The 15,172-nt window shown below is 37.8% G+C and carries 10 protein-coding genes; 7 read left to right on the forward strand and 3 right to left on the reverse strand.

Annotated features, from left to right (window positions below):
* Positions 1-4: 4 nt before the first annotated feature.
* From CRO15_RS11095 to CRO15_RS11120, 6 genes are all read left to right on the forward strand, one after another.
* Complete coding sequence (locus tag CRO15_RS11095; RefSeq protein WP_243396953.1) at positions 5-1,336, forward strand: DUF3472 domain-containing protein; 1,332 nt, start codon at positions 5-7, stop codon at positions 1,334-1,336.
* A gap of 326 nt (positions 1,337-1,662) precedes the next feature.
* Complete coding sequence (locus CRO15_RS11100) at positions 1,663-4,830, forward strand: WD40/YVTN/BNR-like repeat-containing protein (RefSeq protein ID WP_097045897.1); 3,168 nt, start codon at positions 1,663-1,665, stop codon at positions 4,828-4,830.
* Positions 4,831-5,158: 328 nt separating this feature from the next.
* Entirely contained in the window at positions 5,159-5,995 is an 837-nt protein-coding gene (locus CRO15_RS11105; protein WP_097045898.1) for a fumarylacetoacetate hydrolase family protein, read from the forward strand.
* A 26-nt stretch (positions 5,996-6,021) separates the two neighbouring features.
* On the forward strand, positions 6,022-8,319 hold the full coding sequence (locus CRO15_RS11110; protein ID WP_097045899.1) for a beta-N-acetylhexosaminidase: 2,298 nt from the start codon (positions 6,022-6,024) through the stop codon (positions 8,317-8,319).
* Positions 8,320-8,333: 14 nt separating this feature from the next.
* Positions 8,334-9,401, forward strand: a complete 1,068-nt coding sequence (locus tag CRO15_RS11115; RefSeq protein WP_097045900.1) for an alpha-L-fucosidase — start codon at positions 8,334-8,336, stop codon at positions 9,399-9,401.
* Positions 9,402-9,415: 14 nt separating this feature from the next.
* On the forward strand, positions 9,416-10,912 hold the full coding sequence (locus tag CRO15_RS11120) for an alpha-L-fucosidase (protein WP_243396954.1): 1,497 nt from the start codon (positions 9,416-9,418) through the stop codon (positions 10,910-10,912).
* A 66-nt stretch (positions 10,913-10,978) separates the two neighbouring features.
* On the opposite strand, the gene CRO15_RS11125 is transcribed toward CRO15_RS11120, so the two are convergent.
* Genes CRO15_RS11125 through galK form a run of 3 tightly spaced genes read right to left on the reverse strand, consistent with a single transcriptional unit; the run spans position 10,979 to position 14,176 of the window.
* Positions 10,979-11,989, reverse strand: a complete 1,011-nt coding sequence (locus CRO15_RS11125; protein WP_097045902.1) for a LacI family DNA-binding transcriptional regulator — start codon at positions 11,987-11,989, stop codon at positions 10,979-10,981.
* Positions 11,986-13,041 (reverse strand): UDP-glucose--hexose-1-phosphate uridylyltransferase, encoded by a 1,056-nt coding sequence (locus CRO15_RS11130; protein WP_097046197.1) that lies wholly within the window; start codon positions 13,039-13,041, stop codon positions 11,986-11,988. Before CRO15_RS11130 ends, CRO15_RS11125 begins: the two co-directional genes overlap by 4 nt.
* Positions 13,034-14,176: a galactokinase gene (galK, locus tag CRO15_RS11135; RefSeq protein ID WP_097045903.1), complete on the reverse strand. Its 1,143-nt coding sequence runs from the start codon at positions 14,174-14,176 to the stop codon at positions 13,034-13,036. The genes CRO15_RS11130 and galK overlap by 8 nt, the downstream gene beginning before the upstream one ends.
* 270 nt (positions 14,177-14,446) lie before the next feature.
* Here galK and CRO15_RS11140 point away from each other — a divergent pair, with 270 nt between their 5' ends.
* Positions 14,447-15,160: an NUDIX hydrolase gene (locus CRO15_RS11140; protein ID WP_097045904.1), complete on the forward strand. Its 714-nt coding sequence runs from the start codon at positions 14,447-14,449 to the stop codon at positions 15,158-15,160.
* Positions 15,161-15,172: the final 12 nt, after the last annotated feature.

Here is a 15,172-nt window from a genome sequence, read left to right on the forward strand (position 1 = left end):
AATTTTGAAAAAAACAATGCGAATCAGTTTTATACTTTTCTCACTTTTTGGAATTACAGTCTTTGCCTGTCAATCTGATGACTCGAAGAGTCCGGATGAAGAATTCAAAGAAAGCCTTGACCTTTCTACAACTATACCCGCTGGAGCCAATAGTTGGGTAACAAATAGCACTGACCAAGATGCCACAGTTGTAACGGATTCGGGAATACATAATTGGACAAACCTTGATGATGTTATCAGAACCTATTTTAAAACTGAAGGTACGGGTGAATTGCATGTGGGGTTCAAAATGAAATCTCCTGATGGTACATCAAAAATTAAGGTGACAGTAGGGGGAGTTTCTAAAGAAATTGAAGTGTCTAATAAGGATTACCAAACTGTTGAGATAGGAAAATTCAATATTACAGCTTCTGGCTATCACTATATTGAAATACAGGGATTGGAAAAAGCTAGCACCTATATTGGAGATATTAACGATTTATTGATTGGTGGGCCAGCAGCAAGCTCAATAACTTTTGTGCCAACGGATAATTTCTATTTTGGTAGAAGGGGCCCATCTGTACATTTGAGCTATGAAAGTCCACAAGGAAAGGATGTTCAATGGTATTATAATGAAGTAACGGTTCCTGAGGGGGAAGATGTAATAGGTTCCTTCTTTATGGCAAATGGTCACGCTCAGGGTTATTTTGGCATGCAGGTGAACTCTGCATCGGAACGTAGGGTGCTTTTTTCCATATGGAGTGCATTTAATACCGACGACCCTAACCAAATACCAGAAGATTATAAAGTTTTAAATCTTGGGAATGGTAACGATGTAACGGTTCAGGACTTTGGAAACGAAGGTTCAGGAAAACAAAGCTTCAAAGTTTTTGATTGGAAAGCGGGAACCACCTATAAATTTTTATTGAAAGGAGAACCTTCTGTAAACAATTCGACAGATTATACTGCCTATTTTTATGCACCTGAGGTAGGAGAATGGCAATTGATCGCAAGTTTGAGAAGACCACAGACATCAACACATTTAGAACGATTGCATTCCTTTTTGGAAAATTTTGTGCCCAGTACAGGTCATCTTTCACGTAAAGTACAATTTGGTAATCAATGGGCCTATACTACAGATGGAACTTGGACAGAAATGGACAAGGCGACCTTTACTGCGGATGCTACGGCATCTGAAGGACATAGATTGGATTATACTGGAGGAGCGGAAGGAGATAGTTTTTTTCTGAAAAATTGCGGTTTTTTTAATGACAGTACCCCGATAAACACATCATTTACAAGGACTACTTCCAATGTTGCTCCCAACATTGATTTTTCTGAATTGGAAGTACCTTAATCAGCTCTAACCCTAGTTGATGAAAAGAAATTAAATGAATAAGTTTTATCTACGAATTTAAGTTTAGTTTACTTAATTGTTTGAGTTAGTTTAGTTATAAAGCCTCTGAGTAAAATCAGAGGTTTTATTTTTTATCACCATATGTTTAGAAACAATGAGGGTGAATTTTAATGTAGGTGATATTTATTTTTTGGATGCTATCCATAATAAACAAGAAGAGCAGAAGAAAATACTATTATTACGGGGTAAACCTCGAAAGAGTTATTTATATTGAAAAAGAAAAGAAACTTAGAAGGTACAACTATAGTTATTCAATCAGTTAAATAATGATACAGCGATTTTTAATACAATGCTTTGTTCTGAGTATGGCTTTAATTCAAAGTGGCCATGCCCAAATAGATAATGAACTATTTAAGCACCTAGATTTTAGATTTATTGGACCAGAAGGCAATAGAGCAATTGCAATTGCTGGTGTGCCAGGAGATCCTATGATAAGTTATATAGGTGCCGCTTCAGGTGGTCTATGGAAAACTACCGATGGGGGCATTAACTGGCTTCCAATTTTTGACGATCAAGATGTATCATCGATAGGTTCAATAGCTATCGCACCCTCTGATCCTAACATTCTTTGGGTGGGTACAGGTGAAACTTTTATTATTCGCCCGGCCCATGCTATGGGAGATGGCATATATAAATCAGAAGATGCAGGAAAAACCTGGAAGCATATGGGACTTGAAAAAACTGGCCGCATAGGTCGTGTTATTGTTCATCCCACTGATCCAAATATTGTTTATGTAGCAGCATTGGGACATACATTTGGCCCACAAGATGAAAGAGGTGTCTTTAAAACTACCGACGGTGGAAAAACTTGGAGCAAAATTCTGTTTGTTGATGAGAGCACAGGAGCTGCAGATATTGAAATTGACCCAAAAAATCCGGACAATATACTTGTTGGTATGTGGTCAATCAAAATCAATACCTGGGGGTTAAATAGTGGTGGTGCAGGTGGTGGTGTCTATAGATCGAAAGATGGTGGAAAAACATGGCAAGCCATGAAGGACTATGGACTCCCTGGAGGCAAAGATCATCCTGTTGGAAAAACAGGGGTCGCCATATCTCCATCAAACCCAAGTGTAGCTTACGCGCTTTTCGAAATAGATAGCCCAGCTCTATATAGGACAGATGATTTTGGCGAAACATGGACCCTTATGACCAGAAATCATGACATTAATGAAAGAGCTCCTTATTATACACGGATGAGAGTTTCAACAGATGACCCTAATGAAATTTATTTCGCCAATGTAAAATTTATTGTTTCCAAAGATGGAGGAAAAACTTTGGAAGGAGGATATACTGCAGGGGGTGATAATCATGACATTTGGATAGACCCAACCAATGCAAACCGTATAATGGTTGCCCATGATGGTTGTGCCAGTATTAGTTTAAACCGAGGAAAAACCTATCAAAGAATTGTATTGCCCATTGCACAGATGTATCATGTGGCTACAGATAATCAAATTCCATATAATGTTTATGGAAACCGTCAAGATGGATACTCTTACAAAGGCCCTAGTAACAGTTTGCAAGGATATATTCCCTTGGGACTGTGGAAAGGTGTTGGAGGCTGTGAAAGTGGATTTGCTCAACCAGATCCTTTTGACAATAATATTGTTTGGTCCGGATGCTATGATGGAGGTTTAGAGCGATATAATGCCAAAACTGGTCATGCTCAGGATGTACGTGTATGGCCTGAAGCTGGTTATGGATGGGCACCAAAAGACATGAAATATCGATGGTACTGGAATTTTCCACTGGAATTTTCAAATTACGTAAAACATCGCGTTTATGTTGGCAGTCAATTTGTACATAAAAGTGATGACAACGGCAATAGTTGGCAACTTATTAGTCCAGATTTAACCTTGAATGATAAGTCGCACCAACAAAGCTCCGGAGGTATTGCCATAGACAATTTAATGACTTGGGATGGTGCCGTGCTAATTTCCATTGAAGAATCCAAACTGGAAGAAGGTGTAATTTGGACAGGTAGCAATGACGGGCAAGTGCATTTGACCAAGAATTTTGGAAAGGATTGGATCAACGTATCCAAGAACATTCCAGACCTTCCAGAATGGGGGACTATTTCCAGCATTGAAACATCAAGATACACTAAAGGAACTGTGTACATAACGGTTGATCTTCACCATATGGGAAATTTTGACCCATTTGTTTATAAAACCAGTGATTATGGAAAATCATGGAAGTTGGTTAGTTCCACCGTCCCAAAATCTATTCACAGTTTTGCCCATGTTATAAAAGAGGACCCTAAAAAAGAAGGTATGTTGTATTTAGGTGTTGACAATGGCTTGTATATTTCATACGATGATGGTGATAATTGGATGCGATTTAAAAATAACTTGCCTCCGGCACCTGTGTATTGGCTGGAAATTCAAGAACAGTTTGACGACCTCGTAGTGTGTACGTATGGAAGAGGTTATTACATACTTGATAATATTGCTCCCTTAAGAGAATTCGCAACAGATGTTCTAGATAATGAAGTTCATTTATTTAGTATAAGACAGGCGTACAGGTTTCATGATAAGCAAAGTATAAAAACAGATGGTCCAAGTTTAAACTCAGGAAAAAACCCCGCTTATGGAGCCGATATAAATTACTATTTGAAGGAAAACACCAAAGAAAAGATTGAAGTACAGGTTTTATCCCAAAACAATGAAGTAATAAGGACTTTAAAAGGAAGCAATGAGGTCGGAGTAAATCGGGTAATGTGGGATTTAAGATATGAACCAACCTATAAACCCTATTTGCGTTCTACGCCACCCGGTAGGCCTTGGGTACAATTGAACGGTGAAGGTTGGAGACCATTGGTTACTTGGGATCTGGATTTATGGCGTGGGCAGTTTGGCCCTAAGGTTGTTCCGGGCAACTATAGGGTAAAACTAATTGTTGGGGAACAGGAGTTTGTTCGCGATCTAACGATTTTAAAAGACCCAAAATCTGAAGGTTCAGTAGAAGACATTAAAGAACAAGTCGCTTTGTCATTAGAACTGCGTGATGCAATGAATATTGCTGTGAATATGATAAATACTGTTGAAATGATTAGAAGTGAATTGAATATACTCATTCCCAAATTAACCAATGACAAAGATGTTGAAGATGCGCGGCGTTTACAGCAAAAGGCTGAATCGGTAGCAGGCTTGCTCTATGATATACATCTTACTGGAGCTCGTGAAGATGCGTTTAGATCTCCTATGAAATTATACGGACGTCTTAGTGCTCTAGCAAGTGATCTAGGTGGTCATGGCATTGATTTTAAACCCACAAAACAACAAAAAGAGGTTGCTCAAATTTTTAATGGCCGTTTAAAAAAAATTACTGATAAGTTTGATAACCTTGTTAATTTGGAAATTGATAAACTCAATAAGCAACTTGAAAAGAGTAAGCTCAAAGTTGAACTTAAGAAAAAAATAAAAGATTAAGTTAATGTCTAATGAAGTGTTTTAGGATGGCCTATTCAAAGTGAGGACATTTTTCGACTTAAAAAGATTGGCTCTGGGCAAGTTTTTCTTCAAAACCTGAGGCTATATTTCGCATAAATGATTGTGTTGAAATCCAATGTATTGGATGGTTAAAACAAATTCCTCTATGGTGGATTTTAAACTAAAATTGCTCAATTATAACTCATTTTACTTTTCTTTTATGCAATAAAGCAAAAAAAGTATTGGAAGATGTCAGTTCTGTAATTGCAATGCGCCGCAATTACCAATAGTTTTGTTTAATTCACTAGTTCATTGAAGTTTAAGGGTAATGAAAGTATATAAGACGAGAGATGGGATCACAATAGAAGAAAATGACGTTTTCTATAAAGTCAATGCTGAGAATTGGACAGCTTTAATGAATCGTACAAATTTATACCAGAGGCTGTCAAAAGAAATCAATACTCTTGAACCAATTTCAGATTTTGATGCTTCTGCAATAATGGCTCCAATAGAAAATCAAGAAATATGGGCTTCTGGTGTTACCTATAAACGGAGTCGAGAAGCCAGAATGGAAGAGTCCAAAAATGCTGGAGGAGATACTTTTTATGATAAAGTATATGATGCGGAAAGACCGGAATTGTTTTTTAAGGCATTGGCCAACAGAACAGTGGGGACCAATGATTACGTGAATATTAGGAAAGATTCCAAATGGGATGTTCCAGAACCGGAACTTACACTTTGGATCAGTTCAGAAGGAACCATTGAAGGGTATACTGTGGGCAATGACATGAGTTCTCGAAGTATTGAAGGAGAGAATCCTTTGTACTTACCCCAGGCCAAGGTATTTGAGCGTTGTGCGGGATTGGGCCCCTGCGTGTATGTGCCAGAGCGGCCTATAGATGCCAATAGTCTAATAGAGCTGGAGATATTTAGAGATGGTCAGCGGGTTTTTTATGGTTCCATACCTATAAGGAATATGAAAAGAAAACATACTGAACTTGTCGAATTTCTTTTCCGAGAATGTGATTTTCAACACGGATGTTATCTCATGACAGGAACAGGAATTGTGCCTCCCGATGATTTTACGCTTAAGCCCCATGATGAAATAAAAATTACCATTGAGAACATTGGAACTTTAGTAAATACAGTGGTTTACAAACCATAAAACACTGTCCAAAATAATACTTGTATATGATTAAAAAAGGAGTGTTTCTCATTATAATCACCTTACTATTTGCCTGTCAGCAAAAAGAACTGAAAAAAGGCGAGGTAGCCATTATCCCCAAACCAGCCTTACAGGAAGTTGGAGAAGGGTATTTTGAAATTAATGAAGGGACCCAAGTGTCAGTGGAAAATGAAGAACAGGAAGCCGTGGCCAAAAGATTTTTTAGTCAATTTGAGATGGTTTCTGGATGGATGCCTTCCGTGGATATGAGTACAACTGGAAATATTTTGTTTGTTACGGATTCCACTTTGGAAGAAGAAGCTTATGAGCTTGAGGTAAAAACAACAACAATTACCATAAAAGCATCCTCGGGAGTCGGTTTTTTCTATGCATTGCAATCGCTAAAACAATTACTTCCAGCATCTTTCTATGGTGAAAAATTACAATCCAATGTGGTATGGGGAGTACCAACTGTAAGTATTAAGGATAAACCTGCTTTTGGATGGCGCGGATATATGTTGGATGTGTCTCGACATTTTTTTGACGTGGATCAGGTCAAAGAAGTCTTGGATTTTATGGCCGAATCCAAACTTAACCGTTTTCACTGGCATTTAACGGATGATCAAGGTTGGAGATTGGAAATCAAGAGCTATCCCAAGCTTACGGAAATAGGTGCTTGGCGTGTGGATCATAACACTACGGATGAGACTGTTTCCAATTGGTGGGGACGCCCTGTACAAAAGCCGGGAGAAAAGCCTACTTACGGAGGATTCTATACTCAGGAGGAAATCAAAGAAATTATTGCCTATGCAAAAGAAAGATATATCGAAGTAATTCCGGAAATTGATATGCCCGGCCATGCGCAGGCAACAATTGCAGCTTACCCCGAGATCGGATGTGTCAATGCAGCACCATATGTCGCTACTGGAGGAGTTGCGAAGAACAACACGTATAACCCAGGAAAGGAAGAGACTTTTGTGTTTGCTGAAAAAATGCTCAATGAGGTAATGGATTTATTTCCCTTTAAATATGTGCATATTGGTGGTGATGAATGCAATAAAGAACAGTGGAAAATTGATCCATATGCCCAACAAAGGATAAAATCGGAGGGACTTAAAGATGAGTTTGAATTGCAAAGCTATTTTATAAAGCGAATTGAAAATATCATCAATGCCCGTGGTCGTATTATGATAGGATGGGATGAAATCCTTGAAGGAGGACTCGCTCCCAATGCAACAGTAATGAGCTGGAGAGGAGAAAAAGGAGGTATTGAAGCACTAAAAGCTGGACATGAAGTGATCATGACTCCCAGTAGTTATTGTTATATAGACCTAAAGCAAGGGCATGATGATCTGGAACCTAATTTGGGATATTCAAGGCTGTTGTTATCCAGAGCATACAATTATCATGTAATTCCAGATAGTCTTACTTCTGAAGAAGGTAGGCTGATCAAAGGTATTCAAGCTAATTTGTGGACAGAATCTATCAGTGATTGGGGTAAATTGACCTATATGACTTTTCCAAGATTATATGCTATTGCGGAAAACGGTTGGACAGCTCAAAAAAATAAAGACTGGAATGATTTTACTAATCGTTTGGAAACCCAATTTGCTCGTCTTGACGAACAAAATGTAAGATACGCAGTAAGTGCCTTTAGTCCTTGGATAGATCATAAAGGAAATGGAAAACAAGTGGAGGTTTCCCTAAAAACCGAAGCGAACGGATTGGATATTCGATATACTTTGGACAACTCAGAACCTACAGTTCTATCCACCAAATATAACCTTCCATTTAGTATAGGTGAAACCAAAGTTGTAAAGGCAAGGGCATTTAAGGAAGAAAAGCCTGTGGGGTATCTTTCCAGTTTGGAATTCCCGGTACACAAAGCGACAGGAGTTGTAAAAGGTTCCGCGAAAATTAAAAGCCTTACCAATCTTAATTATGGTAAGTTGGATAGGGGTGACCCCAATTGGGTGAGTTTTGAAAATGATATGGAGGAGACCTTGTGGTTTAGTGAACCTACAGCTATAAAAGAAGTAGCCTTCAACGCACTTAGATTTACAAACACCACGGCATATCCTCCAGAAAAAGTGGAAATATTTGGCTCTGAGGATGGAAAGGAATTTATAAAGCTAGGTGAAACTTCACAAATGGAAGTAAGTCGTATCCAAGGCCGTAGTAAAGTACCTTATACCATAACTTTTGATACTACTAAAATAATAGCACTAAAAATAAAGGCATATGCTGTAAATCCCATACCTAAAGGTCATAGACAGGAAGGATTTAAAGCCAGCATTAAAATTGATGAGATTGTAGTAAACTAACATGAGCCTAAACAATGAAGAAAAATAAATTTGTCGTAGCGCTTTCCTTGGTATTGATAAGTAATGTCTTATTGTTAAATGCGCAAAAGAATATAGATTATTTAAACGAAGTATCTGATTCGTTTGATGAAAGAATGGATTGGTTCGTAAACGCAAAGTATGGAATGTTCATCCATTTTGGTCTTTACAGTCAATTGGGAGGAGAATGGAAGGGAAAGACCATTACGCATTACGCAGAATGGATACAGGCGAATGCAGATATAGCCGCACAGGAATATACTATGTTGACACATACGTTTAATCCAAAAAACTTTGATGCGGATTTCATTGCAAAAACGGCAAAAGAGGCTGGAATGAAGTACATTGTCATTACCACAAAGCACCACGAGGGATTCTGTCTTTGGGACAGCAAGTATACAAACTATGATGTGGCCAGTACCCCATTCAAAAGGGATATTCTGCAAGAACTTAGCTTGGCATGCCGAAAATATGGATTAAAATTTGGAACGTATTACAGTATTATTGATTGGCATCACCCATCTCAAGAGCGTAATAGTGACGGAAATGACAGTTGGGGATGGTGGGGAGAAATACGAATGAAGACTGGTAAGAAATCGGAATATGTGACGTATATGAAAAATCAAATCAAAGAATTGGTTGAAAAATATGATTCTGATATTCTATGGTTTGATGGCGACTGGGTTCACTGGTGGGATCAAAAAACAGGCGAAGACCTATATCAGTTTATAAGAAGTTTAAAGCCCGAGATAATTATTAATAACAGAGTTTCCAAAAGAGCTCAATTCAAAAAGGATTTTGGAACACCTGAGCAAGAGCATCCCGATAGCTCCTTGAAATACTACTGGGAAGCCTGTTATACTATGAACCATTCCTGGGGTTTTAAAACAAGCGACACGGATTGGAAGACCCCACAGGTAGTTTATGATAAGTTATATGATATTAATGCCAAAGGTGGAAATCTTCTACTAAATGTAGGGCCTGATGGCAATGGAAATATACCTGAAGAAAGTGTGGAAATACTTCTTGAAGTAGGTAAGATGTTGAAAAACAATAATAAGTAATTTATTGATAAAAAATGAGCACACGTAAGATTAATTCAGTAATGAAAGAAATTGGATTGGCAATCATGGGAACGTTAATGTTTTCGTATTGGGGTATGAATGCCCAACAGTACGAAGCGAATTGGGAATCTTTAGATCAACGTCCGGTAGCCGGATGGTTTGAGGATGCCAAGTTTGGCATCTTTATTCATTGGGGTCCCTATTCCGTTCCGGCTTGGTCTCCAAAAGGAACATACTCAGAATGGTACCAATACTGGTTGCAAAGTAAAGCGCTGTTTGGTAATGGTAATTTTAAAGGAGATGAAGTGTATCAATTTCATAAAAAAACCTACGGTGATCACTTTGATTATTATGAATTTGCTGATGAGTTTACAGCAGATTTATATGACCCTGAAGAATGGGCACAACTTTTTGAGGATTCTGGGGCAAAATATATTGTGCTTACCTCTAAACACCATGATGGATTTACCTTATGGCCCAATGAAGAGGCCAACGATAGGGGGTTTGCATGGAATAGTATGGAAACCGGGGCTAAACGTGATTTGGCTGGAGAACTTTCCAACGCAGTAAAAAAGACCGATGTAAAAATGGGTTTCTACTATTCACTGTATGAATGGTACCATCCGTGGTGGCAAAATGACAAGGAACGTTTTGTAAAAGAACATTTCCATCCACAATTCAAAGATTTAGTGGAAAAGTATCAACCTGATTTACTTTGGGGTGATGGAGAGTGGGATATGGAATATGAAAAGTGGAAAACCCCCGAACTTATGGCATGGCTGTTCAATGAGTCAAGTGTAAAGGATAAAGTTGTAATAAATGATCGATGGGGAAAAGGGATTAGACAAAAACATGGAGGTTATTTTACCACAGAATATGAAGCGGGCAAAACTTTCAGTAAGCCTTGGGAAGAATGCCGTGGTATGGGTTTTTCTTTTGGATACAATCAGAACGAAGATGCCTCTGACTATAACAGTACTCGAACACTGTTGCTGATGCTTATTGATATAGTTAGCAACGGCGGAAATCTACTACTTGATATTGGCCCCGATGCAAGGGGAAGCATACCACCTATCATGCAACAGCGATTGTTGGAGATGGGAGATTGGCTCAAAGTCAATGGAGAAGCTATCTATGGTACCCGTAAATGGAAGACGCCCATTCAATGGTCGGCTGGAGATAGAAAATTGGATAAGAGTACCCATTACCTTGGAGGGGATTATATTTTGAAACAAACAGTTGATCCAGCTCCAGGGAAAGCAGTAAAAGAAGTATTTTTCACCAATAAAGGAAATAATCTTTACGCAATTACACCAAAATATCCTGAAGATCAACTAATCATTAAAGGTATTAAACCTTCAAAAAAGACCAAAGTTGAACTTTTGGGATATAAAGAACAGTTGTCTTATGAGTACCAAAATGGAAACCTTGTTATTCAAGTCCCCAATTTAACATATGATGAACTGCCCTGTCAGCATGCATGGAGCTTTAAAATATCTGAAATGAAGTAAAATGGTTTTGAAATTTTAGTTATGTAATTCAACCATTTCTTTTCTATAAGATAGCAAAGACTTGTTTTAGAGGAGAGGTCTGGTAGAATCCCTTAAAACCAACTCAGTCTTTATAACTTTATGCTGTATCCTTACCAGATTTGGTTTTTCCATAGCTTTTATGAAGCTTTTGACAGTTTCCTTTCCCATTTTTTCCGCATTTTGGGAGACCATGGTCAATGGAGGGTTTGAACATTGCCCCATAACTCCATTTGTAAAACCAACTATCGATATTTGATTGGGAACTTGATACCCCCATTGCTGAACCGTATTTAAAGTACATATTGCCGATAATTCGTCAGCTGCAATAAAAGCATCAATGTCATTGGACTTCATGGCTTCTTTTAGCATTGGTTTAAAATCATCATAGCTATTGAATTCTATACAAATAGGTTGGGAGGAATATCCATGTGATTGTAGTGCGTCTAAATAACCATGTTTACGATTTTTACCCACGCTTGTTTCTGCAATAGGGGAAACAAATGCGATTTTTTTGCAACCTGTCTTGATCAAATGGGTTGTGGCATTGTAAGCACCTTCTAGATCATCGATAGTAACACTGCTAAAAACAGAATTTTCCAAAACACGGTCAAACATTACTAGAGGCATTTGGCTGGACTCCAGATTATTGAGGTGCTTATAATTTTTTTGACGTTGGGTTTCTGTTGAAAAAGAAATTAGAACACCATCTACACAGAAATTCATAAAATTCTGTAGGTGATTGTTTTCCAACCTATGGCTGTTATTTGAAAAACTGACCATTATAGTATAGTTGTGCTTACGGGCCTCTTCTTCAATACCATGCAATACTTTTCCAAAAAAAGCATCGGTTACATTAGGTATGATGACACCAATACATTTGGTTCTTTTCAACTTTAAACTTCTGGCAGCATTGTTTGGGATATAGCCAAATTCTTTAGCGGCTTCCTTAACTTTTAGTTTAGTGCAATCACTAATTTCAGGACTGTTGTTTAGTGATTTTGAAATGGTTGAAGGAGCCAGATCCAAAATGCTTGCGAGTTCTTTGAGGGTGGTCATTTTTTGGTAATGGTATTTAAACTATAATGTACATCAGGAAGATTTTTAAGTGTATTTGCTGCTTCTTCAGCTGTAATATCTCTTTGGGGGTTGGCAAACATTTCATAGCCTACCATGAATTTTTTTACTGTAGATGACCTTAACAACGGAGGATAAAAAGTCATGTGAAAATGCCATTCTGGATGTTCTTCTCCATCAGTTGGTGCTTGGTGTATGCCTGCAGAATAAGGAAAGGAAATATTAAAAAGATTATCGTATTTGGTGGTTAGCCCCTTAACAATTGAGGCAAAAGCCATAGTTTCTTCTTCGCTAAGGTGGGTAATATCCCTGAGCTTACGTTTGGGAATGATCATAGTTTCATAGGGCCATACGGCCCAAAATGGAACCAATGCCACAAAATGCTGGTTTTCTATAACTATACGTTCTCTTTGTTTTAATTCCTGAGCTAGATAATCGCCAAGCAAGCCACTTTTTTTGTTGTCCCAGTGTTTTTTAAATTGAACACCCTTTTTTGTGACTTCTTCAGGCACAGATTCTTGAGCCCATATTTGCCCGTGGGGATGAGGGTTGCTACAGCCCATCATACCCCCTTTATTTTCAAATATTTGAACATGTTTAATATAGTGGAGAGCTCCAAGACCTTTGTATTCTTCTTTCCAAAGAAGAATGACTTTATTGATATCCTCAACCTTCATTAAAGGTAAAGTTAAAGAGTGATTGGGCGAAAAGCATACAACTTTACAAATACCTTTTTCAGATTTTGCCAATAACAATCCATCTTCAAAGTCCTTTTTGGGAGAATCTTGCAACAATGCTGAAAAATCATTCACAAAGGAATATGGTTGTTGGTATTCTGGATTGGTATCTCCACTTGCTCGCGTATTTCCTGGACACAGGTAGCATTTGTTGTCATAGGAGGGTAATTGTTCCTTGTTTACTTCCTCCGTCTTACCTTGCCAAGGTCGTTTGGTTCTATGAGGAGATACCAATACCCACTCTCCGGTCAATATATTGAGTCGTCTGTGCGGATTCTTATTAAACTGTTCATTCATTTTCAACATATTTGTGGGTTGTACCATTTACGGGGACAGCTGTAAAGGCACTTAAATCAATATCATACTCTTTTTTATAGGCTATGGAAACTTCCGAAACGTAATTATCAATAAAATCCTGATGGATAATGTTAATAGTGCAGCCGCCAAAGCCGCCACCTATCATTCTTGATCCAATGATGAAATCCTTTTTACGAGAATAATCAACAAGGAAATCCAACTCTGGGCAACTAACCTCATATTTGTTCTGCAGTCCATCATGGGAACCGTATAATAGTGCTCCAAAATCGGCCAACCGCTTTTCTTGTAATGCATTTACGGCCCTAAGAACCCTGTTGTTTTCTTGCACTACATACTCACAACGTTTGTAAATAGTGGGGTCCATATTATTTTTTAACTGTTGGAGCATCTGTGGTGTGACATCTCTTAGTGAATTCACATCAGGATTTGTTTTTTTTATGAGATCTACGCCAAGTTTGCATTCCTCTCTTCTTGTATTGTATTCACTGGTGGATAAGTTGTGGGATACATTGGTGTTGAGCAAAAGTATTTTATAGGGTTCCAGTTCTAGAGGAACATATTCATGCTGGATTGATGCACAATCTATTAATAATGCATTGTCCTTCTTACTTATCAAAGATGCATATTGGTCCATAATTCCACATTTTGTGCCTACAAAAGAATGTTCAGCATCCCTGCAAATCAATGCCAATTTTTTTCTATCAATTCCAAGATCAAACAATTCATTTAATCCGTATGCCAAACCACATTCCAATGCCGCTGAAGAACTTACACCAGATCCCACTGGTAAAAAACTTTCTATAACACAGTCAAAACCTTCTACCTTTTGTGTTATAGCAAGTAGCTGATGTAAGACCCCCAAAGCGTAGTTCTCCCATGCAACATTACTTCTTGATACATTGGTCAAATCAACGGTCAATGTTTTGTTCAATTCCGTTGTATGAATTGTACAAATTTGCTGAGATTGGTTTTTTCTTAGTTTTAGTACAATTTTTCTATCTATAGCGGTAGGAAGTACATATCCATTGTTATAATCGGTATGCTCTCCAATAAAATTAATCCTTCCCGGTGATGACACTATAAGTTCAAACTGTAGGTTTTCAATGTTGTTCATGTTAAAAAATATTGGTCAAATATAGTAAATGTAAATATTACATTTATTTTATGCCTTTATAATCGTTACTTGAAATAATTTTCATGATAATTATTCCAATTGGCCTACGTAGTATTTCTTTTTGAGCTGATTACTTTGCTTGGGAAATTGATCGTAATGCAATTTATGTAGGCATTGGGAGCCATCAAATGACGGTGAAGGATACTGGGATATTGCAGATAAAGTATTATTATTGAAATATAATCCAACCTAACGTTAAAAGATATTTAATTGGTAAAAGATTGGTATAAAGGAGGGGACAAGGTTTATGTGGCCGTGGATTGCATAATTTTTGGTTTTGATGCTGGTGTGCTTAAACTATTGGTTTTTAAAAGACGGGTAGCTCCTTTTGAGGGTAGATGGTCTCTAATAGGTAGTTTTGTTCGCCCCGACGAAAGTTCAAGTGAAGCTTCCCATAGGGTGTTGAAAGAGATTACCGGGTTGGACAATATATATATGAAGGAATTAAGAGTTTATTCCGAAGTTGATCGTGATCCGGGGGCTAGATGTATTTCCATTGGCCAGTATGCGCTTATAAGGGTAGATGAGCATGATAAAGAATTGGTTGAAAGCCATGGGGCAAAATGGTATCCTTTGAATGAATTGCCCAACTTAGTTTTAGATCATGGAAAAATGGTATCTGATGCATTGGAACGTTTACGAACTAATGCACAATTTTACCCAATTGGTTTTGAACTTTTGCCGCAAAAATTCACAATTCCGCAGTTGCAGCAATTGTACGAAGTAATTTTTCAAAAGCAATTCGATTCCAGAAATTTTAGAAAGAAGTTACTATCCTTGGAGATACTCAAAAAATTGGACGAGAAAGACAAATCTTCTTCCAAAAAGGGTGCATTCCTTTTTCAATTTGATTCAGACAAGTACAAACAAATACGGAAAAAAGGTTTCTCTATCCCCTTGTTTAAAAATCAAGACGTTTTATAGGTCTAATTACAT

The organism is Flagellimonas pacifica (assembly GCF_900215465.1).
GTDB lineage: Bacteria > Bacteroidota > Bacteroidia > Flavobacteriales > Flavobacteriaceae > Flagellimonas > Flagellimonas pacifica.

Excerpts from the sequence above, each read along its gene's own strand:
- CRO15_RS11105 (WP_097045898.1), top strand. The coding sequence starts at position 5,159 with ATGAAAGTATATAAGACGAGAGATGGGATCACAATAGAAGAAAATGAC.
- galK (WP_097045903.1), bottom strand. The coding sequence starts at position 14,176 with ATGAACAACATTGAAAACCTACAGTTTGAACTTATAGTGTCATCACCG.
- CRO15_RS11130 (WP_097046197.1), bottom strand. The coding sequence starts at position 13,041 with ATGAATGAACAGTTTAATAAGAATCCGCACAGACGACTCAATATATTG.
- CRO15_RS11100 (WP_097045897.1), top strand. The coding sequence starts at position 1,663 with ATGATACAGCGATTTTTAATACAATGCTTTGTTCTGAGTATGGCTTTA.
- CRO15_RS11110 (WP_097045899.1), top strand. The coding sequence starts at position 6,022 with ATGATTAAAAAAGGAGTGTTTCTCATTATAATCACCTTACTATTTGCC.
- CRO15_RS11115 (WP_097045900.1), top strand. The coding sequence starts at position 8,334 with ATGAAGAAAAATAAATTTGTCGTAGCGCTTTCCTTGGTATTGATAAGT.
- CRO15_RS11125 (WP_097045902.1), bottom strand. The coding sequence starts at position 11,989 with ATGACCACCCTCAAAGAACTCGCAAGCATTTTGGATCTGGCTCCTTCA.
- CRO15_RS11120 (WP_243396954.1), top strand. The coding sequence starts at position 9,416 with ATGAGCACACGTAAGATTAATTCAGTAATGAAAGAAATTGGATTGGCA.